This is a genomic window from Comamonadaceae bacterium OTU4NAUVB1 (genome assembly GCA_024372625.1).
GTDB lineage: Bacteria > Pseudomonadota > Gammaproteobacteria > Burkholderiales > Burkholderiaceae_C > Variovorax.
In genome coordinates this window covers 1,983,135-2,009,543 of sequence record CP099605.1, presented here as the reverse complement: position 1 = coordinate 2,009,543, position 26,409 = coordinate 1,983,135, and the positions used below count along the sequence as shown (strand labels likewise).

Annotated in this window: 23 protein-coding genes, 1 tRNA gene and 1 pseudogene; 22 read left to right on the top strand and 3 right to left on the bottom strand. The window is 67.7% G+C overall.

Going from position 1 to position 26,409, the window contains the following annotated elements; translation table 11 throughout:
- Positions 1–8: 8 nt before the first annotated feature.
- The 4 genes and pseudogenes from phaR to NF681_12915 all read left to right on the top strand — a co-directional run bounded on the left by phaR (position 9) and on the right by NF681_12915 (position 4,288).
- Positions 9–581 carry a polyhydroxyalkanoate synthesis repressor PhaR gene (gene phaR / locus NF681_12930; GenBank protein ID UST55768.1) on the top strand — a complete coding sequence of 191 codons (573 nt, stop codon included), beginning with the start codon at positions 9–11 and terminating at the stop codon, positions 579–581.
- A gap of 45 nt (positions 582–626) precedes the next feature.
- On the top strand, positions 627–2,042 hold the full coding sequence (rimO, locus tag NF681_12925) for a 30S ribosomal protein S12 methylthiotransferase RimO (protein UST53224.1): 1,416 nt from the start codon (positions 627–629) through the stop codon (positions 2,040–2,042).
- A gap of 253 nt (positions 2,043–2,295) precedes the next feature.
- Entirely contained in the window at positions 2,296–3,129 is an 834-nt protein-coding gene (locus NF681_12920) for a DNA/RNA non-specific endonuclease (protein ID UST53223.1), read from the top strand.
- A 58-nt stretch (positions 3,130–3,187) separates the two neighbouring features.
- Positions 3,188–4,288 (top strand): annotated as a pseudogene (locus NF681_12915) (winged helix DNA-binding domain-containing protein).
- Positions 4,289–4,687: 399 nt separating this feature from the next.
- Here NF681_12915 and NF681_12910 read toward each other — a convergent pair.
- Positions 4,688–4,772: transfer RNA gene (locus NF681_12910), tRNA-Leu, on the bottom strand.
- A gap of 89 nt (positions 4,773–4,861) precedes the next feature.
- Between NF681_12910 and rnr the strand changes: the two genes are divergently transcribed.
- Together rnr and NF681_12900 are read left to right on the top strand one after the other, a co-directional pair.
- Positions 4,862–7,183: a ribonuclease R gene (gene rnr / locus NF681_12905; protein ID UST53222.1), complete on the top strand. Its 2,322-nt coding sequence runs from the start codon at positions 4,862–4,864 to the stop codon at positions 7,181–7,183.
- Positions 7,184–7,221: 38 nt separating this feature from the next.
- Positions 7,222–7,995, top strand: coding sequence for an SDR family oxidoreductase (locus tag NF681_12900; protein UST53221.1), 774 nt, complete (start codon positions 7,222–7,224; stop codon positions 7,993–7,995).
- Between the two features lie 10 nt (positions 7,996–8,005).
- Here the strand turns inward: NF681_12900 and NF681_12895 are convergent, their stop codons facing one another.
- Positions 8,006–9,481: an NAD(P)H-hydrate dehydratase gene (locus NF681_12895; protein UST53220.1), complete on the bottom strand. Its 1,476-nt coding sequence runs from the start codon at positions 9,479–9,481 to the stop codon at positions 8,006–8,008.
- Between the two features lie 30 nt (positions 9,482–9,511).
- On the bottom strand, positions 9,512–10,762 hold the full coding sequence (locus NF681_12890) for a D-amino acid dehydrogenase (GenBank protein UST53219.1): 1,251 nt from the start codon (positions 10,760–10,762) through the stop codon (positions 9,512–9,514).
- Positions 10,763–11,052: 290 nt separating this feature from the next.
- Here NF681_12890 and rpsB point away from each other — a divergent pair, with 290 nt between their 5' ends.
- The 16 genes from rpsB (at position 11,053) to NF681_12810 (ending at position 26,284) form a co-directional block, all read left to right on the top strand.
- Entirely contained in the window at positions 11,053–11,808 is a 756-nt protein-coding gene (rpsB, locus tag NF681_12885; GenBank protein UST53218.1) for a 30S ribosomal protein S2, read from the top strand.
- A gap of 80 nt (positions 11,809–11,888) precedes the next feature.
- The gene (gene tsf / locus NF681_12880) at positions 11,889–12,812 is read left to right on the top strand and encodes a translation elongation factor Ts (protein ID UST53217.1); all 924 of its coding nucleotides are present in this window, start codon (positions 11,889–11,891) and stop codon (positions 12,810–12,812) included.
- Positions 12,813–12,911: 99 nt separating this feature from the next.
- Positions 12,912–13,634: a UMP kinase gene (gene pyrH / locus NF681_12875; GenBank protein ID UST53216.1), complete on the top strand. Its 723-nt coding sequence runs from the start codon at positions 12,912–12,914 to the stop codon at positions 13,632–13,634.
- Positions 13,635–13,648: 14 nt separating this feature from the next.
- Entirely contained in the window at positions 13,649–14,209 is a 561-nt protein-coding gene (frr, locus tag NF681_12870) for a ribosome recycling factor (GenBank protein ID UST53215.1), read from the top strand.
- Positions 14,209–14,943: a polyprenyl diphosphate synthase gene (uppS, locus tag NF681_12865; GenBank protein UST53214.1), complete on the top strand. Its 735-nt coding sequence runs from the start codon at positions 14,209–14,211 to the stop codon at positions 14,941–14,943. The genes frr and uppS overlap by 1 nt, the downstream gene beginning before the upstream one ends.
- A complete protein-coding gene (locus NF681_12860) occupies positions 14,943–15,797 on the top strand; it encodes a phosphatidate cytidylyltransferase (GenBank protein UST53213.1) in 855 nt (284 codons plus the stop codon). The genes uppS and NF681_12860 overlap by 1 nt, the downstream gene beginning before the upstream one ends.
- The gene (gene ispC, locus NF681_12855; GenBank protein ID UST53212.1) at positions 15,794–16,990 is read left to right on the top strand and encodes a 1-deoxy-D-xylulose-5-phosphate reductoisomerase; all 1,197 of its coding nucleotides are present in this window, start codon (positions 15,794–15,796) and stop codon (positions 16,988–16,990) included. Before NF681_12860 ends, ispC begins: the two co-directional genes overlap by 4 nt.
- A 90-nt stretch (positions 16,991–17,080) precedes the next feature.
- Positions 17,081–18,439, top strand: coding sequence for an RIP metalloprotease RseP (gene rseP, locus NF681_12850; GenBank protein ID UST53211.1), 1,359 nt, complete (start codon positions 17,081–17,083; stop codon positions 18,437–18,439).
- Between the two features lie 40 nt (positions 18,440–18,479).
- Positions 18,480–20,879 (top strand): outer membrane protein assembly factor BamA, encoded by a 2,400-nt coding sequence (gene bamA, locus NF681_12845; protein UST53210.1) that lies wholly within the window; start codon positions 18,480–18,482, stop codon positions 20,877–20,879.
- Positions 20,879–21,424, top strand: coding sequence for an OmpH family outer membrane protein (locus NF681_12840; protein UST53209.1), 546 nt, complete (start codon positions 20,879–20,881; stop codon positions 21,422–21,424). The genes bamA and NF681_12840 overlap by 1 nt, the downstream gene beginning before the upstream one ends.
- Before the next feature lie 27 nt (positions 21,425–21,451).
- Positions 21,452–22,429, top strand: coding sequence for a UDP-3-O-(3-hydroxymyristoyl)glucosamine N-acyltransferase (gene lpxD / locus NF681_12835; protein ID UST53208.1), 978 nt, complete (start codon positions 21,452–21,454; stop codon positions 22,427–22,429).
- A gap of 9 nt (positions 22,430–22,438) precedes the next feature.
- Positions 22,439–22,885 carry a 3-hydroxyacyl-ACP dehydratase FabZ gene (fabZ, locus tag NF681_12830; protein ID UST53207.1) on the top strand — a complete coding sequence of 149 codons (447 nt, stop codon included), beginning with the start codon at positions 22,439–22,441 and terminating at the stop codon, positions 22,883–22,885.
- Between the two features lie 14 nt (positions 22,886–22,899).
- Positions 22,900–23,688 (top strand): acyl-ACP--UDP-N-acetylglucosamine O-acyltransferase, encoded by a 789-nt coding sequence (lpxA, locus tag NF681_12825; GenBank protein UST53206.1) that lies wholly within the window; start codon positions 22,900–22,902, stop codon positions 23,686–23,688.
- Between the two features lie 7 nt (positions 23,689–23,695).
- Positions 23,696–24,844: a lipid-A-disaccharide synthase gene (gene lpxB / locus NF681_12820; protein ID UST53205.1), complete on the top strand. Its 1,149-nt coding sequence runs from the start codon at positions 23,696–23,698 to the stop codon at positions 24,842–24,844.
- On the top strand, positions 24,816–25,514 hold the full coding sequence (gene rnhB / locus NF681_12815) for a ribonuclease HII (GenBank protein ID UST53204.1): 699 nt from the start codon (positions 24,816–24,818) through the stop codon (positions 25,512–25,514). Before lpxB ends, rnhB begins: the two co-directional genes overlap by 29 nt.
- A complete protein-coding gene (locus tag NF681_12810) occupies positions 25,511–26,284 on the top strand; it encodes an RNA methyltransferase (protein ID UST53203.1) in 774 nt (257 codons plus the stop codon). The genes rnhB and NF681_12810 overlap by 4 nt, the downstream gene beginning before the upstream one ends.
- The last annotated feature ends 125 nt before the right edge of the window (positions 26,285–26,409 follow it).

Sequence of the window (26,409 nt, the reverse complement as noted above, 5' to 3'; positions counted from 1 at the left end):
TGCGCGCCATTGGCAACCCATCCAAGGAAATTTCTGTGCAGAGCAACAAGATCGCCGCCAAGCCTGAACCGCGGGTGATCAAAAAGTACCCCAACCGGCGGCTCTACGACACGGAAACGTCGGCCTACATCACGCTGGCCGAGGTCAAGCAGCTGGTCATGCGCAGTGCCCCGTTCGTGGTGCGCGACGCCAAGAGCGGCGACGACCTCACCCGCAGCATCCTGCTCCAGATCATCCTGGAAGAGGAGGCCGGCGGCGCCCCGATGTTCACCGAGCCCGTGCTCGCCAGCATCATCCGTTTCCACGGCAAGGCGATGCACGGCGTCATGGGCACCTACTTGGAGAAGAACATCCAGGCCATGACCGAGATGCAGGCCCAGCTGGCCGACAAGGCCGAGGGCCTCACGCCCGAGCTCTGGGCGCGCTTCATGACCACTCAGTCGCCGGTGCTCCAGGGCGTGATGGGCAACTACGTCGAGCAGTCCAAGAACGTGTTCATCCAGATGCAGGAGCAGATGCAGAAGAACACCGAGCAAGTGCTCGGCGCCTTCGGAATCAAGCGCCCGAGCGAAGGACGTTGACACGTCCTGGCGCGGCCGCGCGGCGTTAACGCCGACAATCGGGAGATGAGCGACGTCGTCTTCCCCGAACCCACCCTGACCATCCCACCCTCGGCCGCACCCAAGGTCGGCTTCGTGAGCCTCGGCTGCCCGAAGGCCCTCACGGACTCCGAACTGATCCTCACCCGCCTGAGCGCCGAGGGCTATCAGACCTCCAAGACCTTCGAGGGCGCCGACCTCGTCATCGTCAACACCTGCGGGTTCATCGACGATGCGGTGCGCGAGAGCCTCGACACCATCGGCGAGGCGCTGGCCGAGAACGGCCGCGTGATCGTCACCGGCTGCCTGGGCGCCAAGACCGGCGACCAGGGCGGCAACCTGGTGCGTCAGATGCACCCGAGCGTGCTCGCCGTCACCGGGCCGCACGCGACCCAGGAGGTCATGGACGCCGTCCATGCGAACCTGCCCAAGCCGCACGACCCGTTCGTCGACCTCGTGCCCAATGCCTTCGGCATCGCCGGCCTCAAGCTCACGCCACGCCATTACGCCTACCTGAAGATCAGCGAAGGCTGCAACCACCGCTGCACCTTCTGCATCATCCCGTCGATGCGCGGCGACCTGGTCTCGCGCCCGATCGGCGACGTGCTGGGCGAAGCCCGGGCCTTGTTCGAGGGGGGCGTGAAGGAACTGCTGGTCATCAGCCAGGACACCTCGGCCTATGGCGTCGACGTCAAATACCGCACCGGCTTCTGGGACGGCACGCCGGTCAAGACACGCATGCTGGAGCTGGTGCGCACGCTGGGCGAGATCGCCGAGCCCTATGGCGCGTGGGTGCGGCTGCATTACGTCTACCCGTATCCGAGCGTCGACGAGGTGATTCCGCTCATGGCCAGCGGCCGCGTGCTGCCCTACCTCGACGTGCCCCTGCAGCACAGCCACCCCGACGTGCTGCGCCGCATGAAGCGCCCGGCCAGCGGCGAGAAGAACCTGGAGCGCATCGCCCGCTGGCGCGAGATGTGTCCCGAACTCGTCATCCGCAGCACCTTCATCGCCGGCTTTCCGGGCGAGACCGAGGCCGAGTTCGAGCACCTGCTCGACTTCATCCGCGAGGCCGGCATCGACCGCGCGGGTTGCTTCGCCTACAGCCCGGTCGAAGGGGCCGCCGCCAACGCGATCCCGGGCATGCTGCCCGAGGCCGAGCGCGAGGCGCGCCGCGCGCGCTTCATGGAAGTGGCCGAGGCGGTGTCGATCGCCCGGCTGCAGCGCCGTGTCGGCGCCACGATGCAGGTGCTGGTCGATTCGGCCCCCGGCCTCGGTCGCAAGGGCGGCGTCGGCCGCAGCTATGCCGACGCGCCCGAGATCGACGGCATCGTGCGGCTGCTGCCGCCCGAGAAGATCAGCAAGACGATGAAGGTCGGCGAGTTCACGCGCGCGCGCATCGTCGGCGTCGAAGGCCACGACCTGGTCGCGCTGCCGGTCTGAGGGTCTCCGCACGGGCGCGCGTCGTGGCCGCGTCGCGTGGGTCGCCCCATGTCAGGAAGCGCAGATCCGGGGACCGTCTGGTCAGGGGACGGCATGGGTCGTGTGGCGCCCTCGTTCACGGGGTCTGAATTTTTGAGACCAATCTGAGGAAGATTTTTAACAAATCTTTGTCATCCCCGATGATCCGGGCATGGCAAAGCGCAGTTACAGAACGAAGAAACGAAACGGCGGTCTTCCGCCCGCGGTCCGGCGGATGGGCGTCAGCGTGGTGCTGGCGGTGGCCGCCGCGGTGCAGGCGCCGGGGTGCAGCCTCCAGCCGTACCAGGCCCCCGCCACCCGTCCGGGCACCGCGACGACGACCCGGACACCGGCGCCCTCGCAGACCACGCCCGCGACGGCCTCGCAGTCGCCGGCCACCTCGGCGGTCGCGGGCGACTTCGCCCGCTGCGCCCAGCACTTCCCCGGCCACGCGCCGGCGGTGGCCTGGCCGGGCCGCCAGCGCGCGCTGTGCTTCGACAGCTTCGCGGTGCTGCATTCGGGCGAGAGCAAGACGCCGGTCTACACGGTCGAGCGCCTGACGCGCGCCGGCGTCGAGGCCGCCAAGGCGATCAAGCGGACCGACCGCTTCTACCCCGAGGCGCGCCTGCCCTCGGCCGACCGCGCGCAGCTCGCCGACTACGCGGGCAGCGGCTACGACCGGGGCCACATGGCCCCCGCCGGCGACATGCCCACCGACGCCGCCAAGGCGCAGTCGTTCTCGCTGGCCAACATGGTCCCCCAGGCCCCGGAGCTGAACCAGCGCGCCTGGAGCCAGATCGAGCAGGCCACGCGCAAGTACGCCGCCCGCGCGCCGGGCGACGTGTTCGTCTTCACCGGCCCGGCGTTCGACCAGCGGCCCCGCACCATCGGAGCCGGCCAGGTCTGGGTGCCCAGCCACACCTGGAAGGTGGTCCACAGCCGCGCCGACGGCCGCACCTGGGCCTACTGGGCGACCAACGACGCCGGCCGCCACGACCTCCGCCCCATCAGCTACCAGGCGTTCCGGCAGCGCTCGGGCCTCGATCTGCTGGCGCAGGCGGCGCCGTAGGGCAGGGCGCGCGTCCCGCGTCGCGCCGCCGGGTCCGAGCCATGTTGCAATCCACGCGATGGCGCCCGAACCCGATCTCGACGACCTGCGCCGCTACGCCGTGGCGCGTTCCCTTTTCAAGCCGACGACGCTGCCGGCCGCCATCCGGCGCCTGGGTTTCGTGCAGGCCGATCCGATCCGCGCGCCCACGCGGGCGCAGGATCTCACGCTGCGCCACCGGGTGGAGGACTACCGCGCCGGCGACCTCGAGCGCCGCTACGAGCGCCTCGCGATCGAGGAGGACGGCCTGGTGAACCACGGGTTCCTCCCGCGCGCCCACCTCGCGCTGATGCATCCGCGCGAAGCCGCGCAGTCCTGGGACGAGGAGACGCGACGCAAGGTCGCCGACATCCTGGCCTTCGTGCGCGAACGGGGCACGGTTCATCCGCGCGATGTCGAGCGTCATTTCGCGCACGGCCGCATGACGAACCAATGGGGCGGCACCAGCAATGCCAGCTCGCACCTGCTCGACGGCATGCACTACCGCGGCCTGCTGCGCGTCCAGCGACGCGACAGCGGCACGCGGGTCTACGAGGCGGCGACACATCCGCCCGTCGCCGACGACAGCACCGAGGGCCGTGTGCGGCGTGCTGGCGCACTGATCGATCCGGTGGTGCGCAAGTACGCGCCGTTGCCGGCCGCCAGCCTGACCTACCTGGTCCGCCTGCTCGTCGGCTACGGCGCGCCGCATCTGGCGGCGCCGATGCGGGCGGCCCTCGCAGCGGCACGCGAGCGGCTGGCGAGCGCCCGCATCGGCGACACGGTCTGGTTCTGGCCGGCCGACGAGAACCCTCGCTCGCGACGTCACGCGATCGACGACCGGGTGCGACTGCTCGCGCCGTTCGATCCTGTGGTCTGGGACCGGCGCCGGTTCGAGTTGTTCTGGGGCTGGAAATACAAGTTCGAGGCGTACACGCCACCCTCCGAGCGCAGGTTCGGCCATTACGCCCTGCCGCTGCTCTGGCGGACGCAGGTCATCGGGTGGGCCAATGTCTCGGTGCGCGACGGCCGCGTGTTGCCGGTGCTGGGCTACGTGGACGCGGCGAGACCCGATGATCCGGCGTTCCCCGTCGCCCTGGACGAGGAGCTGGAGCGCATGGCGCGTTTCCTGGAACAACGTCGATGCGTCGCGCTCGCGCACGGCACGGTCGGCAAGGAACGGTCCGGGTGCCGCAGCCGCCCGCGAATCGGAGAGGTCCGATGCATCGGTTCATCTGGGATAGACTGCGATCGATCCAGGCGCACACGGCGTGGATCGCACGGTCGGGCCTTTACCGACACCCCGGCGGATTCCCGCCTTCCTCCATCCGACGCCGTCTTCCTTCCTTGCCCGAATCTGTCTTGCCGGCCGCAACCCGCGGAAGTGCCTCGAACGATTCGCCGATCGTCCTCACGATCGCGGCGAATGGACGGGCGCTGCTCGGTGAAGCGGGCGCAGGATCGATCGCCTTGCCGTTCGAGCAGACAAGAAAAAACCCCGACGGATCGTTGATCTGTCGGGGTTCTGTCGAATTAGGTATGGTGCCCAGAAGAGGACTCGAACCTCCACGATGTTACTCGCTAGTACCTGAAACTAGTGCGTCTACCAATTCCGCCATCTGGGCCCACTTGCTGCAAGGAACTAACCTTGCAACGCGTTTTGAATTTCAGGAAAGAGAGCAATCATATCAAAAATAATGAACACTCCAACAACTTGTTGGAAGAATTTGAAGGATCGGTCCAGGGACATCGCGACGGCCACGGTTTCGTGCAGCGCGACGACGGCGAAGCCGATGTGTACCTGCCTCCCAACGAGATGCGCGCGGTGCTGCACAAGGACCGCGTCAAGGTGCGCATCGTCCGCCAGGACCGGCGTGGTCGGCCCGAGGGTCGCGTCGTCGAGATCGTCGAGCGGCCCGAGCAGCCGATCATCGGCCGCCTGCTGCATGAAGGCGGCATCTGGCTCGTCGCCCCGGAGGACAAGCGCTACGGTCAGGACGTCCTGATTCCCAAGGGCGCGACCGGTCCGGCCAAGGCCGGGCAGGTCGTCGTCGTCCAGCTCACCGAGCCGCCCGCGCTGTTCGGCCAGCCGGTCGGACGGGTGAAGGAGGTGCTCGGCGAGATCGACGACCCGGGCATGGAGATCGAGATCGCGGTGCGCAAGTACGGCGTGCCGCACGAGTTCTCCGAAGCCTGCCTCGCCGAGGCGCGTGCGCTGCCCGAGAAAGTGCGTCCGGCCGACAAGCGCGGGCGCATCGACCTGACCGACGTGCCGCTGGTGACCATCGACGGCGAGGACGCCCGCGACTTCGACGATGCGGTCTACTGCGAGCCCGCGAAGGTGGGGCGCGGAAAGGGCTGGCGGCTGCTGGTCGCCATCGCCGACGTCAGCGCCTACGTGCAGACCGGCGCACCGATCGACATCGACGCCTACGACCGCGCCACCAGCGTCTACTTTCCCCGCCGCGTCATTCCGATGCTGCCGGAGAAGCTCAGCAACGGCCTGTGTTCGCTCAATCCCGAGGTCGAGCGCCTGTGCATGGTGTGCGACATGCTGGTGGCCGCCGACGGCGAGATCTACGCCTACCAGTTCTACCCGGCCGTGATGTTCAGCCACGCGCGCTTCACGTACACCGAAGTCGCCGCGATCCTGAGCAACACCCGCGGTCCCGAGGCCGCCAAGCGCAAGGACCGCGTCAAGGACCTGCTCAACCTCTCCGATGTCTACAAGGCGCTGCTCAAGCAGCGCGCGCGACGCGGCGCGGTCGACTTCGAGACCACCGAGACGCAGATCGTCTGCGACGACGCCGGGCGCATCGAGAAGATCGTGCCGCGCACCCGCAACGAGGCGCACCGGCTGATCGAGGAGGCGATGCTCGCGGCCAATGTCTGCAGCGCCGACTTCATCGCCGAGGGCAAGCATCCCGGCCTGTTCCGCGTGCACGAGGGCCCGACGCCGGAGAAGAAGGAGATCCTGCGCGGCTACCTGAAGGCCATGGGCGTGGGCCTGTCGATCACCGACGACCCGGTGCCTGGCGAGTTCCAGGCCATCGCCGAGGCGACCAAGGACCGCCCCGACGCCCAGCAGATCCACACCATGCTCCTGCGCTCGATGCAGCAGGCCATCTACACGCCCATGAACAGCGGCCACTTCGGCCTGGCGTACGAGGCCTACACGCACTTCACGAGTCCGATCCGACGTTATCCCGACCTGCTGGTGCATCGCGTCATCAAGGCGATCCTCAACAAGCAGAAGTACACGCTGCCGATGCTGCCGACGCCGGGCGAGGCGCATGCCAAGCTGGCCAAGCGCCTGGCCTCGCGCGTGAAGGCGCCGACCCAGAAGCCGCAGAAGGAGACCGTCGCCCCCACCAAGGAAGTGCTCGCTTGGCAGGCCGCGGGCCTGCACTGCAGCGCCAACGAGCGTCGTGCCGACGAGGCCAGCCGTGACGTCGAGGCCTGGCTCAAGTGCAAGTACATGCGTGAGCACCTCGGCGAGGAGTACGGCGGCGTGGTGTCCTCAGCCACCACCTTCGGCATCTTCGTCACGCTCGACGCGATGTACGTCGAGGGGCTGGTGCACATCACCGAACTGGGTGGCGAGTACTTCAAGTTCGACGAGATGCGCCAGGAACTGCGCGGCGAGCGCACCGGCATCCGCTACGCCATCGGCAGCCGTGTCCGGGTGCAGGTCAGCCGCGTCGATCTGGACGGCCGCAAGATCGACTTCCGCCTCGTGCGCGAAGGCGAGGACCTGGTGTCGCGCGCGATGAAGGAGAAGGGCGTGGCGTCGGGCGATGCAGGGGGCAAGTCCAAGCGCGGTGGCGGTGGTGGTGGAAAGAACGGCGCACGGGGCGCGGCGCGCGCCAGGGACGGCGCCGCCCGGGGGACACCGGAACGCGTCGAGCGTGCCGTGGCCGAGCGCAACGACATCGCCGAACGCGGGGCCGAGGCACCACAGTCGGCGATGCAGGCCTTCAAGTCCGCCGTCAAGAAAGCCGCCAACAAGATGAAGGGGCGCAAGCCGCGCCGCTGAACCGACATTCGAACGCCATTCACATCGGAGACAGACCCATGAACGACAAAGATGCATCCAGCCCCCAGACCCGCACCGCCATCGTGACTGGCGCGGGCAGCGGCATCGGCCGCGCCGCGGCGCTGGCGCTGCTGGCCGACGGCTGGAACGTGACCCTGGCCGGCCGCCGCCCGGAACCGCTTCAGGCGGTGGCCGACGCGTCGGGCGCCGGCACGCGCGCGCAGGCCGTGTCCACGGACGTGTCCGACCCGGACTCGGTGCGCGCGCTGTTCGAGGCGACCGTCGGGCGCTTCGGCCGCGTCGATCTGCTGTTCAACAACGCCGGCGTGGGCAACCCGCCCGGTCCGTTCGAGGACTGGACCGCCGAGCAATGGCGCGGTGTCGTCGACATCAACCTGAGCGGCATGTTCTTCTGCATCCAGCAGGCCTTCCGCACGATGAAGTCGCAGTCGCCGCGCGGTGGCCGCATCATCAACAACGGCTCGATCTCGGCGACCACGCCCCGCCCGAACTCGGCGGCCTACACCGCGACCAAGCACGGCGTCGAGGGCCTGACCAAGACCGCCTCGCTCGACGGGCGCAAGTACGACATCGCGGTCGGCCAGATCGACGTCGGCAACGCGATGACCGAACTGGCCTCGCGCATGGCCAAGGGCGTGCCGCAGGCCAGCGGCGACATCGCCGTGGAGCCGCTGATCGACGTCGCGATCGTCGGCCAGTCGGTGCTCTACATGGCCAACCTGCCGCTGGAGGCGAACGTGCTGTTCCACACGGTGATGGCCACCAAGATGCCTTTCGTCGGGCGCGGCTGAGCGCTCCGGCTCAGGCCGCCGTCGCCAGCGCACCGGCCGTGAGCGGCAGGTGCGCTGGCCAGCGGTCGGCGAGGTCGCCGTGGCGCCAGACCGCTTCGCAGGCGGCCTGGAACGCCGGCTGCCCGGATGCCAGCGCCGCACCGACCATGCCGGCGAGCACGTCACCCGTCCCGGCGGTCGCCAGCAGGCCGTTGCCGGTGAGATTGATGTACATGATTTCGCCCGCCAGCGCGATCACGGTGCCCGATCCCTTGAGCACCGCGACCGCGCCGAACTCCATCGCCAGCATCGAGGCGGCCGCGAGCCGGTCGGCCTGGACGTCGGCGGTCTCGATGCCGAGCAGACGCGCCGCTTCCAGCGGATGAGGCGTCAGCACCGTGCGCCAGCCGCGTTCGGCACGCCGGCGCGTGGCGAGCCGCAGCGCGCCGTCGAGTGCCACGGCGTTGAGTGCGTCGGCATCCAGCACCAGGGTGGGTGCTTGGTCGAGGAGCCGTGGCAGGACGTCGCGTACGACCGTGCCGCCACCGCAGCCGCAGACGATCGCGGCGATCTCCAGGCCGATCTCGCTCGGGTGGCGGAACATCAGTTCCGGACGCAGCAGGTCGAACCTCTGGGCGGCGTCGTCGAGCGGCGCCACGAAGACCCGTCCGGCGCCCGCGTGCAGGGCCGCCGTGGCCGCCAGCAGCGGCGCACCCGCCATGCCGGGGGCGCCGCCGACGACGGCGACGTCGCCATGGCTGCCCTTGTTGGTCGCGTGGGCGCGTGCCCGATGCACTGGGCGACCCGGGAGGCGGGCGACCGGGGGTTCGCCGCCCGGGTCGCTGCCGAGGTCGTCGAACCAGACTTCGCCGGCGGCGTCGCGCCCGTGCGCGGTGAAAAGACCGGGCTTGAGCGTGAGCAGCGACAGGCAGTGACGCCGTGTCGTCGTAGCGACCGACGGAGCGCCTTCCGGGGAAGTCGGCGTCATGCCGGCGGCGAGTCGCCCGGTGTCCGCGTCCAGCCCCGAGGGCACGTCCACGCACAGGACCGGCGCCGGACCCCGGGCCATGGCCTCAAGCCAGCGGGCCATCGTGCCGTCAGGAGGGCGAGAGGCGCCGATGCCCAGCAGGGCATCGATGGCCAGGTCATGAGTATCGGGTGGGACGTCCGCGAAGGCGACGCCCTGCTCGCGTGCGCGCCGCAGCGAGGCCGTCGCGTCGGGCGGCAGTCGCCCTTCGTCGCCCAGCCAGGTGACGACCACGTCGAGGCCGCGCTGCCGCAGTCGCGCTGCGGCCTCCAGCCCGTCGCCGCCGTTGTTGCCGGGACCGCAGGCGACCCAGACGCGGCGCGCGTGCGGGACGAGGGCCAGTGCCAGCCGGGCCACCGCGTCCCCGGCGCGCTGCATCAGCACGTGGGGCGCCAGGTCGGCGGCGACGCGGTGCTCGATGCGGCGCGTGGCCGCCACGTCGAAGAGATCGGCCCCGAGGCCGGTGGTGATGCGGTGCATCCGGCGATTGTGCGAGCGGCGCCCGGCGGGTCAGAGCAGCCGGTCGAGGCCCAGGCCTTCGAGGTCGATGCCGGCGTCGTGGCCTCCCACCAGGTCCGCCAGCACGCGCGCGCTCCCGCACGACAGCGCCCAGCCGCTGGAGCCGTGGCCGAGGTTGAGCCAAACGCCCGGCACGCCGCTCGGCCCGATGACCGGCGGCCCGTCGGGCAGCATCGGGCGCGCGCCCTTCCATTTCTGTACCCCTGCGTCCAGTGCGATCGCCCCGGGGAACCAGTCGTGCAGCACCTTGTAGAGGGTCTGCAGGGCCGCGGGATGGAGGGTGTCGGGCATGCCGCCGATCTCGGCGCTGCCCGCCACGCGCACGCGCTGGCCGAGGCGCGAGATGGCGACCTTGTAGCGCTCGTCCATCACGGCGCTGCGCGGTGCGTTGAGCGGCTCGCGCAGCGTCGCGGTGATCGAATGGCCGTACACCGGCGCGAGCGGAAGGCGCAGCCCGAGCGGGCGCAGCAGTGCGGCCGAGGCCACGCCGGCGCACATCACGACCGCATCGAAGGGCACCGCCTCGGAGCCGCTCGCCAGCGTCAGCGAGCGTGGCGCCGCGCGCGCGAGTGGCGCGATGTCGCAATTGAAGTGGAAGCGCGCGCCCAGGGCCTCGGCCTCGCGTTTGAGCAGGAGCGCGAACTGCCGGCAGTTCGCCACCTCGTCGTCGGGCAGATGGATGGCGCCTGCGAGGCGCGTGTCGTGGTTGAGCGCGGGCTCGATGCGCCGCGCTTCGTCGGCGTCGACCTCGCGAAAGACGGTGCCGGCCGTGCGCAGCACTTCCAGGCCCGCCTGCACGAGTTTCTGTTCACGGCGCGATCGCAGCAGCACGAGGTAGCCGTCGCTGCGCTCGTAGGCGAGTTCGCGCGCCGCGCTGATCTCGTGCAGGCGCGTGCGGCTGTAGAACGCCAGGCGTTGCATGCGCGCGCGGTTGGCCAAATAGGTCTCCAGCCGGCAGGCGCGCTGCCACTGCCGCATCCAGCCCACGTCGCGCATCGACAACGGCCAGCGCACCTTGATGGCGCCGTGCGTCGACAGCAGGGAACGCAAGACCTTGGTGCGCATGCCCGGCGCGGCCCAGGGCGTGACATAGCCCGGCGCGACGACGCCGGCGTTGGCGAAGCTGGCTTCCTCGGCGGTGGCGCCGCGACGCTCGAAGACGCTGACCTCGTGGCCGTCGCAGGCGAGTTCCCAGGCAGTGGCGACGCCGATGATGCCGGCACCCACGATCGCGATTTTCATTGGAGTTCTTGTGGACAGATGCGCGGTCCGGCTGGCGGACACCAAAACGACGGGAGAGGGGGGAAACTCAGGCGGCGATTGTGCCCTCGCCCGCGTCCGCGTCGGCATCACCGGGGAAACCCTGAAGCTGGAAAGGGCAGTGTTATACTCGTTGGGTTTCGCCCGACACGGTCAGCCGGCCGGTCACCAGCGCGGAACAACTCGCAAACCGGTCCATTCAAGGTGTCGCGGCTTTCAGATCAAGCCGCGAAACGGACCGGATTTCAGACCCAACCTTCGGAGAAACTCCTATGTCGACGACCATGCGCGAAATGCTGGAAGCCGGTGTCCACTTCGGTCACCAAACCCGCTTCTGGAACCCCAAGATGTCCCCGTTCATCTTCGGCCATCGCAACAAGATCCACATCATCAACCTGGAAAAGTCGCTGCCGCTGTTCCAGGACGCACAGAAGTACGCGAAGCAGCTCACGGCCAACCGCGGCACCATCCTGATGGTCGGCACCAAGCGCCAGGCCCGCGAGATCGTCTCGGCCGAAGCCCGCCGCGCCGGCGTGCCCTTCGTCGACACCCGCTGGCTCGGCGGCATGCTGACCAACTTCAAGACCGTCAAGACGTCGATCAAGCGTCTGAAGGACATGAAGGCCCAGCAGGAAGCCGGGCTCGACAGCCTGAGCAAGAAGGAGCAGCTCACCTTTACCCGCGAGATCGAGAAGCTCGAGCGCGACATCGGCGGCATCCAGGACATGACCGCGCTGCCCGATGCCATCTTCGTGATCGACGTGGGCTTCCACAAGATCGCCGTGGCGGAAGCCAAGAAGCTGGGCATCCCGCTGATCGGCGTGGTCGACACCAACCACTCGCCCGAAGGCATCGACTACGTGATCCCGGGCAACGACGACTCGTCGAAGGCCGTGGTGCTCTACGCACGCGGCATCGCCGACGCCATCATCGAAGGCCGCAACAGCGCCACGAACGATGTGGTGAAGGCCATCGCCGAGAGCGAGAGCGACGAATTCGTCGAAGTCGAAGAGGGCGCTTCGGCCTGATCGCGTTCTCGCGAGCCTTGAAGAAGGGGCTTTTCGGCCCCTTTTTTTGATCTGATTTTTAGAATGACGGAGAAATGACAATGGCTGCAATCACCGCAAGCATGGTGGGCGAACTGCGCGCGAAGACCGACGCACCCATGATGGAATGCAAGAAGGCCCTGACCGAGGCCGAAGGCAACATGGAGAAGGCCGAGGAACTGCTGCGCATCAAGCTCGGCAACAAGGCCGGCAAGGCATCGGGCCGCATCACCGCCGAAGGCGTGGTCACGGCGTTTGTCGACGGCGACGCCGGTGCCATGGTGGAGATCAACTGCGAGACCGATTTCGTCACCAAGAACGACAGCTTCCTGGCGTTGGCCAACGCGTCGGCCGCGCTGGTCGCCAAGCACGATCCCGCCGACCTGGCCGCGCTGGGCGCGCTGCCCTACGAGCAGGACGGCTTCGGCCCCACGCTCGAGGACGTGCGCAAGGGACTGATCGGCAAGATCGGCGAGAACATGAGCTTTCGTCGCTTCAAGCGCTTCTCGGGCAACGGCAAGATCGCGTCCTATCTGCACGGCACGCGCATCGGCGTGATCGTGGAGTTCGAAGGCGACGACACGGCGGCCAAGGACGTGGCGATGCACATCGCCGCGATGAAGCCGGTGTCGATCTCCAGCGCCGACGTGCCGGCCGACCTGATCGAGAAGGAACGCGCCGTGGCCGCGGGCAAGGCCGAGGAGGACCGCAAGACCGCCGAAGCCGCCGGCAAGCCGACCCAGCCGGCCGAGATCGTGGCCAAGCGCATCGAGGGCGGCGTGCAGAAATACCTCAAGGAAGTCTCGTTGCACAACCAGCCTTTCGTGAAGAACGACAAGCAGACGGTCGAGCAGATGCTCAAGGCGTCGAACTCGTCGATCAAGGCTTTCACCCTGTACGTCGTGGGCGAAGGCATCGAGAAGAAGGTCGACGATTTCGCGGCCGAGGTCGCCGCCCAGGTCGCCGCCGCCAAGGCCGCCGCCTGACAACCGACCGGTCCACGGTCGCGCGCCGAATTTTCGGTGGGCGACCGTTGTGACATGGTTTTACACTCGTCTCCGATCTTTACCCCGAGGAACCTCCACATGCCCGAAGCCAGCCCTGCCCACAAGCGCATCCTGTTGAAGCTGTCGGGAGAGGCACTGATGGGCGACGATGCGTTCGGCATCAATCGCGCCACCATCGTGCGCATGGTCGGCGAGGTCGGCGAAGTGGTGAACATGGGCGTGCAGGTGGCCGTGGTGATCGGCGGCGGCAACATCTTCCGCGGCGTGGCGGGTGGATCGGTGGGCATGGACCGGGCGACGGCCGACTACATGGGCATGCTGGCCACGGTCATGAACGCGCTGGCGCTCGCCGACGCCATGAACAAGCAGGGTCTCATCGCGCGGGTGATGTCGGCCATCGCCATCGATCAGGTGGTCGAGCCCTATGTGCGTCCGAAGGCACTGCAGTACCTCGAGGAGGGCAAGGTGGTCATCTTCGCCGCGGGCACCGGCAATCCGTTCTTCACCACCGACACGGCCGCTGCGTTGCGCGGTGCCGAGATCGGTGCCGAACTGGTGCTCAAGGCCACCAAGGTCGACGGTGTCTATACCGCCGACCCGAAGAAGCATCCCGAGGCGACCCGCTACACGTCGTTGACGTTCGACGAGGCGATCGCCCGCAATCTCGGCATCATGGACGCCACGGCCTTCGCGCTGTGCCGCGACCAGAACCTGCCGATCAAGGTGTTCTCGATCTTCAAGAACGGCGCGCTCAAGCGGGTCGTCAGGGGCGAGGACGAAGGCACGCTGGTGCATGCCTGAGGAGTAAAACGAACATGACCATTTCAGACATCAAGAGCGCGACCGACGCCAAGATGAACCAGTCGCTCGCCGCCTTCCAGAGCAACCTGACCAAGATCCGCACCGGTCGCGCCAATTCGGCGCTGCTCGATTCGATCCATGTCGACTATTACGGATCGTCGGTGCCGCTCAGCCAAGTGGCGAACGTGTCGGTGCTCGATTCGCGCACCATCAGCGTCCAGCCCTGGGAAAAGGGAATGGGCGCCAAGATCGAGAAGGCCATTCGCGAGAGCGACCTGGGCCTCAATCCGGCATCGATGGGCGACCTGATCCGCGTGCCCCTCCCGGCCATGAGCGAGGAGCGCCGTCGCGAGATGACCAAGCTGGTCCGCAACGAAGGCGAGTCCGCGAAGATCGCCACGCGCAACCTGCGACGCGATGCCAACGAAGCGGTCAAGAAGCTGGTGAAGGACAAGCTGGCTTCCGAAGACGACCAGAAGCGCGCCGAGGCCGAGATCCAGAAGGTCACCGACCGCCACATCACCGAGATCGATCGCTTGGTGACGGCCAAGGAAGCCGAGATCATGGCGGTCTGATGAGCACGTCGCCGGCGGTTCCTCATCACATCGCCGTCGTCATGGACGGCAATGGCCGCTGGGCGACGCGGCGTTTCCTGCCGCGCGTGGCCGGTCACAAGCAGGGCGTGGAGTCGCTGCGCCGATGCGTCAAGGCCTGTGCCGATCGCGGCGTCAAGGTGCTCACCGTGTTCGCCTTCTCGTCGGAGAACTGGAACCGTCCCGTCGACGAAGTCTCCGGACTCATGGACCTGATGGTCGGCGCCTTGGCGCGGGAGGTGCCCCGGCTGTCGGCCGATGGCGTGCAGTTGCATTTCATCGGCGAGAAGGGCGGCTTGTCGGAGAAGCTGACGGCCGGCCTCCGGCAGGCCGAGAACGCCACGGCGCACAATCAGCGGCTCGTGCTGAACGTGTGCTTCAACTATGGCGGACGCTGGGACATCGCGCGCGCGGCCGCGACGCTGGTCGAACGCGGCGAGCCGTTGACCGAACACAACCTCGATCGCGCCATGGCACTCGCTCACGTGAGCGATCCGGATCTCTTCATCCGCACCGGTGGAGAGCAACGCCTGTCGAACTTCCTGCTCTGGCAAAGCGCCTACGCCGAACTCTTCTTCAGTGACCGGTTGTGGCCGGAATTCGACGAAGCGGCGCTCGACGAGGCCATCGCCGCCTTTCAGCGCCGCGAGCGCCGGTTCGGCAAGATCCCCGCCCAGGCCAAGCCCTCGACGTCGCGCGACCGGCGCACCGCCTGATGCTCAAGCAGCGAATCATCACCGCGCTGGTCCTGCTGGCCATCCTGTTGCCGGCGCTGTTCTACGCGACACCCGTGCCGTTCACGGTGGTCATGCTGGCCCTCATCGGTGCCGCGGCCTGGGAGTGGGGGCGGCTCAACGGCCACGGCCCCCGCATGTCCGTGTTCCTGGGCATCGAGATGGTGGTGCTGTGCGCCTTCTCGTGGTGGGCCGGCCTGATCGGCCAGGATCTGCTGCCGGTCTGGATCGTGTCCAGCGTCGCATGGGTCGCTGGCGGCGCGGCGCTGCTGCGTGGCGCCGTGCCGGGATGGCCGAAGATTCCGCGGCCGATCCGGCTCGTGGGCGGCTTGCTGGCGCTCTGGGTCGCTTGGCTCGCCGCCGTGCAGGCGCGGACCTGGGGCATCAACTTCCTGCTGTCGATCTTCCTGCTCGTCTGGGTGGCCGACGTGTTCGCGTACTTCGCCGGCCGGGCATTCGGTCTCAGGTTCACGCGCAACAAGCTCGCGCCCTCCATCAGCCCCGGCAAAAGCTGGGAAGGCGTCTGGGGCGGCATGGTCGGGGTCATGCTGCTGGCCTTGATCTGGGTCTGGGCCGACGCGGCCAACCGGGCGAACGTCGCGAGTCTCTACAGCCGGCTGGCCGCGACGGGCTGGTGGCTGCTTGTCGTCGGCGTTATCGCCATGGCGGCCATGAGCGTCGTCGGCGATCTGGTCGAGTCGCTGGTCAAGCGCAGCGCCGGCGCCAAGGACAGCAGCAACCTGCTGCCGGGCCATGGCGGCGTGCTCGACCGTGTCGACGCGCTCCTTCCTACCCTGCCCATCGCGATGATGCTGGCTTCATTGGCCGCGACGTGACCGATCAGACGTCTCCGAGGCAGCGCATCACGGTCCTGGGCTCGACGGGGTCGGTCGGCGTCAACACGCTCGACGTCATTTCCCGACATCCGGATCGCTTCGAGGTGTTCGCGCTCTCGGCCGCGACCCGCGTCGAGGAGTTGCTGGCGCAGTGCAGCCGCTTCCGTCCACGTTTCGCGGTGATGGCGAGCGCGCCGCATGCCGCGATCCTGGCCGAACGGCTGGTTCGCGATGGCCTTCCGACCCGCGTGCTGTCCGAGCCCGATGCGCTCGAGGTCATCGCGTCGCATGACGAAGTCGATGCCGTGATGGCCGCCATCGTCGGCGCGGCCGGGCTGGCGCCCTGCTTGGCGGCCGCGCGCGCGGGCAAGCGGCTTCTGCTGGCCAACAAGGAAGCGCTGGTGGTCGGTGGCGAACTCTTCATGGACACCGTGAGAGCCGGCGGCGCGACGCTCCTGCCGATCGACAGCGAGCATTCCGCCATCTTCCAGTCGCTGCCTGAAGATGCCTCGAGCTGGGCCGGATGCATCGACAAGCTGATCCTGACGGCATCGGGCGGGCCGTTTCGCACGTGGGCGGCGGGCTCGCTCGCCGAGGTCACGCCCGAACAGGCGTGCGCCCATCCCAACTGGGTCATGGGCCGCAAGATCTCCGTCGACTCGGCCACCATGATGAACAAGGCGCTCGAGGTGATCGAGGCTCGCCACCTCTTCGGTGTCGCGCCCGGGCAGATCGAGGTCGTCATCCATCCGCAGAGCGTCATCCACTCGATGGTGCAGTTCACCGACGCGTCCGTCATCGCCCAACTGGGCACGCCCGACATGCGCGTGCCCATCGCGGTCGGTCTCGCCTGGCCGCAACGCATCGAGAGCGGCGCGGCCCGATTGGATTTCCGTGCGCTGTCGGCCCTGACCTTCGAGGCACCCGACGACATGCTGTTTCCGGGATTGGCATTAGCTTGGCAGGCGTTGGCGGCCGCGCCGGGTACCACGGCGGTGCTCAATGCCGCCAACGAGATCGCCGTCGAGGCGTTCCTCGACCGGCGGCTGCGTTTCGACCGCATTCATTCGGTCAACATGGAAACTTTGGCGGTCCTGTCACCCTCCAAACCCTCGTCGCTCGGCGATCTGCTGGCGATCGATGCCATGGCCCGCGAGGCGGCGCGTGCCGCCGTCCGGCGCGCCGGAACCTGAGTCGCCGGCCGACAGGCGGGCGTTCAGACGGCGTCGTTCCGGGTTCCTGTCGAGCATCCGCCGCTCGCCGCCTTCATTCGAGGATCTCCCATGCTCACCGTCATCGCATTCATCGTCGCACTGGGTCTCCTGATCGCGGTCCATGAATATGGCCACTATCGCGTGGCCGTGGCGTGCGGAGTCAAGGTGCTGCGGTTCTCGGTGGGTTTCGGCAAGACGCTGTTCCGCTGGAAACCGACGAACCAACGCCCCGGGCAGGACACCGAGTTCGTCATCGGCGCTTTCCCGCTGGGCGGGTACGTCAAGATGCTCGACGAGCGCGAGGCGCCCGTGGACGCCGGCGAGCGCCATCTTGCCTTCAACACCCAGCCGCTGCGCTCGCGCGTGGCCATCGTGGCGGCCGGCCCGATCGCCAACCTCCTGCTGGCGGCGGCGCTCTACACGACGGTGAACTGGATCGGCGTGCAGGAGCCGGTGGCCACGCTGGCACGACCGGTCGCTGCATCGCTGGCCGAGCAGGCGGGCCTGCGTGGTGGCGAGCGGATCACGCGGGCCGGCTTCGATGGCGTCCTGACGCCGGTCGATTCGTTCGAGGACCTGCGCTGGCGCATGACCCGGGGCGCGCTCGACGGGCGTGATCTCACGCTGGAGATCGCCGATGGCGGACGCCAAGTCGTCCTGCCGCTCAGCCGCATCGAGACCCGCGACGCCGACGCGCAGATGTTCCGCAGGATCGGCGTCCTCGCACCCTTGACACGTCCCGAGATCGGCGAACTCGTCCCGGGTGGCACGGGCGAACGTGCCGGTCTCCGCCAGGGCGACGTGGTACGCGCCATCGGATCGGTGTCCGTCATCGACGGTCAGCAGTTGCGCGAGCTCATCCGCGCGTCGATCGATGGTGCGACCCCGCGTTCGCAGACGTGGCGCATCGAGCGCGACGGCCACGCCCTGTCCCTCGACGTGACGCCCGAGGCCAAGGAAGAGGGCACGACCATGGTGGGCCGCATCGGTGCCTACGTGGGTTCGCCGCCCGAGATGGTCACGGTGCGCCAGGGACCGCTCGAGGGATTGCGCAAGGGGGTCGTCCGGACCTGGGAGGTTTCGGCGCTGACGGTGCGCATGATGGTCAAGATGGTGATCGGCGAAGCATCGCTCAAGAACCTGAGCGGGCCACTCACCATCGCCGACTACGCCGGCAAGTCGGCCAGTCTCGGACTGACCCAATACCTCATCTTCCTGGCCCTCATCAGCGTCAGTCTGGGCGTGCTCAACCTGATGCCGCTGCCGGTCCTCGATGGCGGACACCTGATGTATTATCTTTGGGAGGGCCTGACGGGCAAGAGTGTCTCGGATGCGTGGATGGAGCGGTTTCAGCGTGGCGGCGTGGCGCTGTTGCTCGTGATGATGTCGATCGCGCTGTTCAACGACGTCAATCGGCTTTTTGGTTAATCACTGCCGGCCTTCCATGCGCCGGCATTCTGCAAATCTCATGAACAAAAGAATCAGTCGCTTCCGTTTGCGAAGCGTCGCGGCCGCGATCGCCGCCACCCTGGCCGCCACGGCCGCCTGGGCGGTGGAGCCCTTCACGGTACGGGACATCCGTGTCGAAGGCCTGCAGCGCGTGGAGCCCGGCACCATCTTCGCCTCGCTGCCGCTGCGCGTGGGCGACACCTACAGCGACGAGACCGGGTCCGCCGCGATCCGTGCGTTGTTCGAGCTGGGGCTGTTCAAGGATGTGCGCCTCGATGTCAACAACGGCGTTCTGGTGGTGATCGTCGAGGAGCGCCCGACGGTGGCCGACGTCGATTTCGTGGGCACCAAGGAATTCGACAAGGCGGCATTGCAGAAGTCGCTGCGCGAAGTGGGACTTGCCGATGGGCGACCCTACGACAAGGCCCTGACCGATCGTGCCGAACAGGAACTCAAGCGCCAGTACGTCAGCAAGAGCCTCTACAACGCCCAGGTCGTGACCACCGTCACGCCCATCGAGCGCAATCGGGTGAACCTGACGTTCACCGTGACCGAAGGTGAATCCGCGCGCATCCGCGAGGTCCACATCGTCGGGGCCAAGGCGTTCAGCGAGTCCACGCTTCTCAACCTGTTCGACCAGGACGCGGGCGGCTGGATGAGCTGGTACACGAAGTCCAACCAGTACTCGCGCGCCAAGCTCAACGCCGACCTGGAGACGCTTCGTTCTTACTATCTCTCGCGCGGCTACCTGGAATTCCGCATCGATTCGACCCAGGTGGCGCTGTCGCCCGACCGGGAAGATCTGGCGGTGACCGTGAACATCACCGAGGGCGAGAAGTTCACGGTGGCGGGCGTGAAGCTCGACGGCAACTACCTCGGACGCGACGAGGAGTTCAAGTCGCTGGTGACCATCCGGGCAGGGCAGCCGTACAACGGCGAACAGGTGGCCGAGACGACCAAGGCGTTCACGGACTACTTCGGTACCTTCGGCTATGCGTTCGCGCGGGTGGAGGCACGGCCGGAGATCGACCGCACGACCAATCGCGTGACACTCTCCCTGCTGGCCGAGCCGGCGCGCCGGGTGTACGTGCGGCGCTTGAGCGTCGGTGGCAACAACAAGACGCGCGACGAGGTGGTGCGGCGCGAATTCCGCCAGTACGAGGCGTCCTGGTACGACGGCGACAAGATCAAGCTCTCGCGAGACCGGGTGGACCGCCTGGGCTTCTTCACGGAAGTCACCGTCGACACCCAGGAGGTGCCGGGCTCGCCCGATCAGGTCGACCTCACGGTCAACGTGGTGGAAAAACCCACCGGGTCGCTGCAACTGGGTGCCGGCTTCTCCAGCTCCGAGAAGGTGTCGCTGACTTTCGGCATTTCGCAGGAGAACGTCTTCGGGTCGGGCAACTTCCTGGGCCTGCAGGTCAATACCAGCAAGTACTACAAGACGATCTCGCTGACCGCGACGGATCCGTATTTCACCAAGGACGGCATCTCCCGGACCTTCAGCGTTTTCCACCAGACGTCGCGCCCCTACTACACCCAGGACGGTGACTATTCCCTGGTCAGCGAAGGCGGCTCGATCAAGTTCGGCGTGCCCTTCAGCGAAGTGGACACCGTCTTCTTCGGTGCCGGCCTCGAGCGCTTCAACTTCAAGCCCGGCTCCATCGTGGCGGCTACCACGCCCCAGGCCTACCGGGAATATTTCGGCTGCCAACTCAGCGCGGCCGGCATCATCACGTCCTGCACCGACGACAGCAAATGGGGCCTGCCATTGACCATCGGCTGGGCCCGGGACGATCGCGACAGCGCACTCGTCCCCACCAGCGGCCGACTCCAGCGCGGCAACCTCGAATGGGGCGTGGGCGGCGATCTGAAGTACATCAAGAGCAGCTATCAATACCAGCAGTACTTCCCGCTCACGAAGCAATACACGCTGGCGTTCAACGGTGAAGTCGGCTATGGCAAGGCACTCCAGGACCAGCTCTATCCGATCTTCAAGAACTTCTATGCCGGCGGCCTGGGTTCGATTCGTGGTTTCGAGCAGAACTCGCTCGGTCCGCGTGACTCGGTGACGCGTGCCGCCCTGGGTGGCACGAAGAAGGCCATCCTGAATGTCGAGTTGAGCACGCCGTTCCCGGGCGCCGGCAACGATCGCACCCTGCGCCTCTACGGCTTCTTCGACGTGGGCAACGTCTTCACCGACCGCACCACGCAGACGGATGCGCAATGGGCTGCGCAGAAGAAGATCCGGGCTTCGCTCGGTCTGGGCATCAGCTGGATTTCCCCGCTGGGGCCGCTGCGTCTCGCGGTTGCCCGGCCGATCCGCTCGCAGAAGGAGGATGACCTCTCCGACCCGCTCAATCCGATCTACAAAGATAGAATTCAAAGCTTCCAATTCCAGATCGGAACCTCGTTCTAATGATTCATTCGTTCCGTGTCGCCAGTGCGGTTCTGCTGGTTCCACTGGCTGTGCTGGCTGTCCTGCCCGCCCAGGCGCAAGAGACGTTCCGCATCGGCTTCGTCAATCCCGACCGCGTGCTGCGCGAGGCGCAGCCGGCCAAGTTGGCCCAGGCCAAGCTGGAGTCGGAATTCCTGAAGCGGGAGCGGGACGTGGCCAGCCAGGGCGAAGCGCTCAAGGTGGCATCCGAGAAGTTCGAGCGCGAGGCGCCGACGCTCTCCGAGGGCCAGCGGGCCACACGCCAGCGGGCCCTGGTCGATCAGGACCGCGAGTTCCAGCGCAAGCGCCGAGAATTCCAGGAAGATCTGAACGCCCGCAAGAACGAGGAATTGCAGCAGGTCTACGACCGTGCGAACCGCGTGGTCAAGCAGGTCGCCGAAGCCGAGAAGTACGACGCCATCCTCCAGGAAGCGATCTACATCAATCCCAAGCACGACATCACTGAAAAAGTGATCAAGGCACTCAACAATTCCGTGCCTGCTGCCGCCCCGACCGGCGGCAAGTAAGGACCGGAACCGACGTCAGATCTGCAAGTGGCATTGCGACTGGGCGCCATCGTCGATGCCTTGGGAGGCGAGTTGCATGGCGATGCGGCCCTGTCGATCGAGCGCCTGTCGTCGCTGCAGAATGCCACGCCGGATGCGCTCTCCTTTCTGAGCCATCCCAAATACCGCAAGGAATTGACGGCGTCCCGGGCAGGGTGCGTCATCGTGGCGCCCGCTCTGAGCGATGTCGCGATGTCCCGCGGCGCATGCATCCTCACGCCCGATCCCTATCTTTATTTCGCGCGCCTGACGCAGCATTGGAAGGTCGCGCATGCGCGTCCCGATGCCGTGCGCATCCATCCGAGCGCGGCCATCGACGCCGACGCGGTGATCGACGAGAGCGTTCGCATCGGTGCCTTCTGCGTCGTCGAACGTGGTGCGAGGATCGGTGCCGGCACGGTGCTGAAGTCGCGCGTGACCGTGAACGAGGATTGCGTCATCGGCGCTCGTTGCCTGCTGCATCCGGGCGTCGTGATCGGGGCCGACGGTTTCGGCTTCGCGCCGCATGAGGGGCATTGGATCAAGATCGAACAGCTGGGGGCCGTGCGCATCGGCGACGACGTGGAGATCGGTGCCAACACCTGCATCGATCGAGGCGCATTGGACGATACCGTCATCGAGGATGGCGTGAAGCTCGACAACCTCATCCAGATCGGTCACAACGTGCGCATCGGCAGGCATTCCGCCATGGCCGGATGCGTGGGCGTCGCGGGCAGTGCGGTGATCGGCGCACATTGCACGGTGGGCGGTGGCGCCATCGTGCTGGGTCATCTCACGCTGGTCGATGGCGTCCATGTCTCCGCGGCCACGGTGGTGACGCGATCGATCCACAAGCCGGGCCAGTACACGGGAATGTTTCCCATCGACGACAATGCCACGTGGGAGAAAAACGCTGCCACGCTCAAGCAATTGCATCGTCTTCGCGACCGCATCAAGGCGTTGGAGAACAAGCACGATGCACGATAGAAGAACACCATGACGACGCTCGACATCCACCAGATCCTCAAACTCCTTCCCCACCGCTATCCGTTCCTGCTGGTGGACCGGGTGCTCGACATGGAAAAAGGCAAGCGCATCACGGCGCTCAAGAACGTGACGATGAACGAGCCGTTCTTCAATGGCCATTTCCCTCATCGACCGGTGATGCCCGGGGTGCTCATGCTCGAAGCCATGGCGCAGGCGGCGGCGTTGCTCTCGTTCCATTCGCTGGACATCGTTCCCGACGACAACACGGTGTACTACTTCGCCGCCATTGACGGCGCCCGCTTCAAGCGGCCCGTCGAACCCGGTGACCAGCTGACGCTGGAGGTCGAGATCGACCGCATGAAGGCAGGCATTTCCAAGTTCACCGGACGCGCTCGCGTGGGCAGCGAGCTGGCCTGCGAGGCGACGTTGATGTGCGCCATGCGCCAGCTCAGCTGATAGCGCGCCGCGCCATGACGCAGGTTCATTCGACGGCCTTGGTCGATCCGTCGGCGCAGCTCGATGCGTCGGTGAGCGTCGGTCCGTATGCGGTGATCGGTCCCCACGTGTCGGTGGGGGCGGGCACCACGATCGGCGCGCATTGCGTGATCGAAGGGCGCACGACCATCGGTCGTGACAACCGAATCTTCCAGTTCTCGTCGCTCGGTGCCGTGCCGCAGGACAAGAAATACGCCGGCGAGCCGACCGAATTGCGCATCGGCGACCGGAACACCATCCGCGAGTTCTGCACCTTCAACCTGGGCGTGCCCGGCGCCGGTGGGGTGACGCGCGTGGGCAGCGACAACTGGATCATGGCTTACACCCACGTCGCGCACGACTGCCGAGTGGGCGACCACACCACGCTGGCCAACAACACGACCCTGGCGGGCCATGTCGAGCTCGGCGACTGGGTGCTCATCGGCGGCCTGACGGGCATCCATCAGTTCGTGAAGGTGGGCGCGCACGCGATGGTCGGCTTCGCCAGCGCCGTGACCCAGGACGTGCCGCCCTACATGCTGGTCGACGGCAACCCGCTGGCCGTGCGCGGCTTCCACCTGGAAGGCTTGCGCCGACGCGATTTCTCGGCCGTCCGCATCGCCGCCATCAAGCAGATGCACCGGTTGCTCTATCGCCAGGGCCGCAAGCTCGAGGACGCGCGCGCGGCGATCGATGCCCTGGCGATCGAATCACCGGAAGCCGCGGGCGACGTCGCCCTGATGAGCGATTTCCTGTCGCGCAGCACGCGCGGCATCGCCCGCTGAATCCCGCATGCCGGACAACGCAACGAAGCGTTTCGCGCTGGTCGCGGGCGAGCCTTCGGGCGATCTCCTCGCCGGGCTGCTGCTCGACGGAATCCGCCGTCGCTGGCCTGACGTCCAGACGCAGGGCATCGGCGGCCCGCAGATGCTTCGACGCGGCTTCGAGAGCTGGTGGCCCCAGGAGAAACTGGCGGTGCGCGGCTACATCGAGGTGCTGCGGCACTATGCGGAGATCGCCGGCATCCGCCGGCAACTGAAGGCCCGGCTGCTGCGCGAGTGGCCCGAGCTGTTCATCGGCGTCGACGCGCCCGACTTCAACCTCGACCTCGAGAGCGCCCTGCGCGGGCGTGGCATGAAGACGGTGCATTTCGTCTGCCCGTCGATCTGGGCCTGGCGCGCGGACCGCATCGACAAGATCCGCTCCGCCGCCGACCACGTGCTGTGCATCTTCCCGTTCGAGCCCGCGCTGCTGGAAGAGCAGGGCGTCGAGGCCACCTACGTCGGTCATCCGCTCGCCAACGTGATTCCCATGTCACCCGACCGGAGCGCCGCGCGTGCCGCGCTCGGGCTGTCCGGGGACGCACCCGTGGTGGCGCTGCTGCCGGGCAGCCGCCGCTCGGAGGTCCGGGCGCTCGCCGCCCGGTTCTTCGCCACGGCGGCGCTCATGGTCCAGCGGATGCCGGCGCTGCGCTTCGTGTCGCCCGTGATCCCGAGCCTGCGCGAGGAGGTCGAAGGGCTGCTGCGCGCGAGCGACGTCGCCGACCGCGTGCAGCTGGTCGACGGCCGCTCGCACGAGGTGCTGGCCGCCTGCGACGTCACGCTCATCGCCAGCGGCACCGCGACGCTCGAGGCAGCGCTCTTCAAGCGGCCGATGGTGATCGCCTACAACATGAACCGGGTCTCCTGGCACCTGATGCACCGCCAGCAGCTGCAGCCCTGGGTCGGGCTGCCCAACATCCTGTGCCGTGATTTCGTCGTGCCCGAGCTGCTGCAGGAGGCCGCGACGCCCGAGGCGCTGGCCCAGGCCACGCTGCACTGGCTCCAGGCATCCGACGCGGTCGACGCCCTGCAGCGTCGTTTCACCGCGCTGCATGCCGAACTGCAGCGCGACACCCCGACCCTTTGCGCCGATGCCATCGAAAAAGTTCTTGCGGGCTGAGCAGGCCTTGCTCGCGTGGGACGCGCCGGGGCTGGTGGCCGGTGTCGACGAGGCCGGACGCGGTCCGCTGGCCGGTCCGGTCGTGGCCGCGGCGGTGATCCTCGACGAGCGTCGCCCGATCCCCGGGCTGGCCGATTCCAAGACGCTGAGCGCGCGCCAGCGCGAACGTCTGGGCGAGCAGATCCTGGCGCGCGCGCTGTGCTGCTCGGTGGCCCAGGCGACGGTCGAGGAGATCGACACGCACAACATCCTGCAGGCCACCCTGATCGCCATGCGCCGCGCGGTCGAGGGCCTGCGGCTGAAGCCGGTCAAGGTGCTGGTCGACGGCAACCGCCTGCCGCGCCTCGACGTGCTGGCCGAGGCCATCGTGCGCGGCGATGCGCGCGTGCGCGCCATTTCGGCCGCCTCGATCCTCGCCAAGGTGCATCGCGACCGGCTCTGCCAGGACCTGCACCAGGAATTTCCGCACTACGGTTTCGCCGGCCACAAGGGCTATGGCACGAAGGCTCATCTCGATGCGCTGCTGCGTCACGGTGCCTGCATCCACCACCGCCGATCCTTCGGCCCCGTCGCGGCGGCGCTGGCGCGTGGACCGCTCGAGGTCCGGTCCGTCGGCGATCCGGTCGTCCCAGGGGTGGCGGGTGTCGCGACGCTGGAGACCGCGCGATGACGCCGGTCGAGCCGACCCACGTCCGTTCGCGCGACAACCCGCTGCTCAAGGACCTGCGCAAGCTGGCGCAGGACGCGGGCGCCTACCGCAAGCTCGGGCGCGTCTGGCTGGAAGGCGACCACCTCTGCCGCGCGGCGCGCGAGCGCGGCCTGCGGCCGGGCATCGCGGTGTTCTCCGAGACGTTCTGGGCCCGGGGTCGCTTCGAATGGGGCGGTGTCTCGGACCGGCTGGTGGTCGTCGCCGACGACCTGCTCGCCGGCATCAGCGGGCTGGAATCGCCCGCGCCGATGGGCTTCGTCTTGGACCTGCCGGCGCGGCCGGCGCTGCAGCCGGACGCGGCCACGGTGGTGCTCGACCGCCTGCAGGACGCCGGCAACGTCGGCTCCATCCTTCGCAGTGCCGGGGCGTTCGGCTTCTCCCAGGTGGTCGCGCTCAAGGGCACGGCGGCGCTGTGGTCGCCCAAGGTGCTTCGCGCGGGCATGGGCGCGCACTTCGGTCTGCGGCTGATCGAGGTGGCTTCGCCCGACGAACTCCAGGCGCTGTCCGTGCCGCTGCTGGTGACGAGTTCGCATGGCGGCGAGTTCCTCCACCGCACGACGTTGCCCTGGCCCTGTGCCTGGGTGTTGGGGCACGAGGGGCAGGGCGTCTCGCCCGCGCTCGAAGCCCGCGCGGCACTGCGCATCCGCATCGCGCAACCCGGTGGCGAGGAGTCGCTCAACGTGGCCGCGGCGGCGGCGATCTGCCTGCACGCGAGCGGTTCGTCGCGCTGAGCGACACGCATGGCGCCGCGCCCGGGCGGGTCGTCGGGCCGGTCCCATCAATCTCAGGGAATGTCCGATTGACGGATGAGTCCCTGGTCGCGACGGCTACAATCGAGCGCTTTTCGCTCAGCGTC

Bases quoted from the DNA above. Each gene is read 5' to 3' on its own strand.
- uppS (UST53214.1), top strand. From the start codon at position 14,209: ATGAGCACGTCGCCGGCGGTTCCTCATCACATCGCCGTCGTCATGGAC.
- bamA (UST53210.1), top strand. From the start codon at position 18,480: ATGAACAAAAGAATCAGTCGCTTCCGTTTGCGAAGCGTCGCGGCCGCG.
- NF681_12900 (UST53221.1), top strand. From the start codon at position 7,222: ATGAACGACAAAGATGCATCCAGCCCCCAGACCCGCACCGCCATCGTG.
- lpxA (UST53206.1), top strand. From the start codon at position 22,900: ATGACGCAGGTTCATTCGACGGCCTTGGTCGATCCGTCGGCGCAGCTC.
- NF681_12810 (UST53203.1), top strand. From the start codon at position 25,511: ATGACGCCGGTCGAGCCGACCCACGTCCGTTCGCGCGACAACCCGCTG.
- pyrH (UST53216.1), top strand. From the start codon at position 12,912: ATGCCCGAAGCCAGCCCTGCCCACAAGCGCATCCTGTTGAAGCTGTCG.
- NF681_12840 (UST53209.1), top strand. From the start codon at position 20,879: ATGATTCATTCGTTCCGTGTCGCCAGTGCGGTTCTGCTGGTTCCACTG.
- rseP (UST53211.1), top strand. From the start codon at position 17,081: ATGCTCACCGTCATCGCATTCATCGTCGCACTGGGTCTCCTGATCGCG.
- NF681_12860 (UST53213.1), top strand. From the start codon at position 14,943: ATGCTCAAGCAGCGAATCATCACCGCGCTGGTCCTGCTGGCCATCCTG.
- tsf (UST53217.1), top strand. From the start codon at position 11,889: ATGGCTGCAATCACCGCAAGCATGGTGGGCGAACTGCGCGCGAAGACC.
- lpxB (UST53205.1), top strand. From the start codon at position 23,696: ATGCCGGACAACGCAACGAAGCGTTTCGCGCTGGTCGCGGGCGAGCCT.
- fabZ (UST53207.1), top strand. From the start codon at position 22,439: ATGACGACGCTCGACATCCACCAGATCCTCAAACTCCTTCCCCACCGC.
- NF681_12895 (UST53220.1), bottom strand. From the start codon at position 9,481: ATGCACCGCATCACCACCGGCCTCGGGGCCGATCTCTTCGACGTGGCG.
- frr (UST53215.1), top strand. From the start codon at position 13,649: ATGACCATTTCAGACATCAAGAGCGCGACCGACGCCAAGATGAACCAG.
- rimO (UST53224.1), top strand. From the start codon at position 627: ATGAGCGACGTCGTCTTCCCCGAACCCACCCTGACCATCCCACCCTCG.
- NF681_12890 (UST53219.1), bottom strand. From the start codon at position 10,762: ATGAAAATCGCGATCGTGGGTGCCGGCATCATCGGCGTCGCCACTGCC.
- NF681_12920 (UST53223.1), top strand. From the start codon at position 2,296: ATGGGCGTCAGCGTGGTGCTGGCGGTGGCCGCCGCGGTGCAGGCGCCG.
- rpsB (UST53218.1), top strand. From the start codon at position 11,053: ATGTCGACGACCATGCGCGAAATGCTGGAAGCCGGTGTCCACTTCGGT.
- rnhB (UST53204.1), top strand. From the start codon at position 24,816: ATGCCATCGAAAAAGTTCTTGCGGGCTGAGCAGGCCTTGCTCGCGTGG.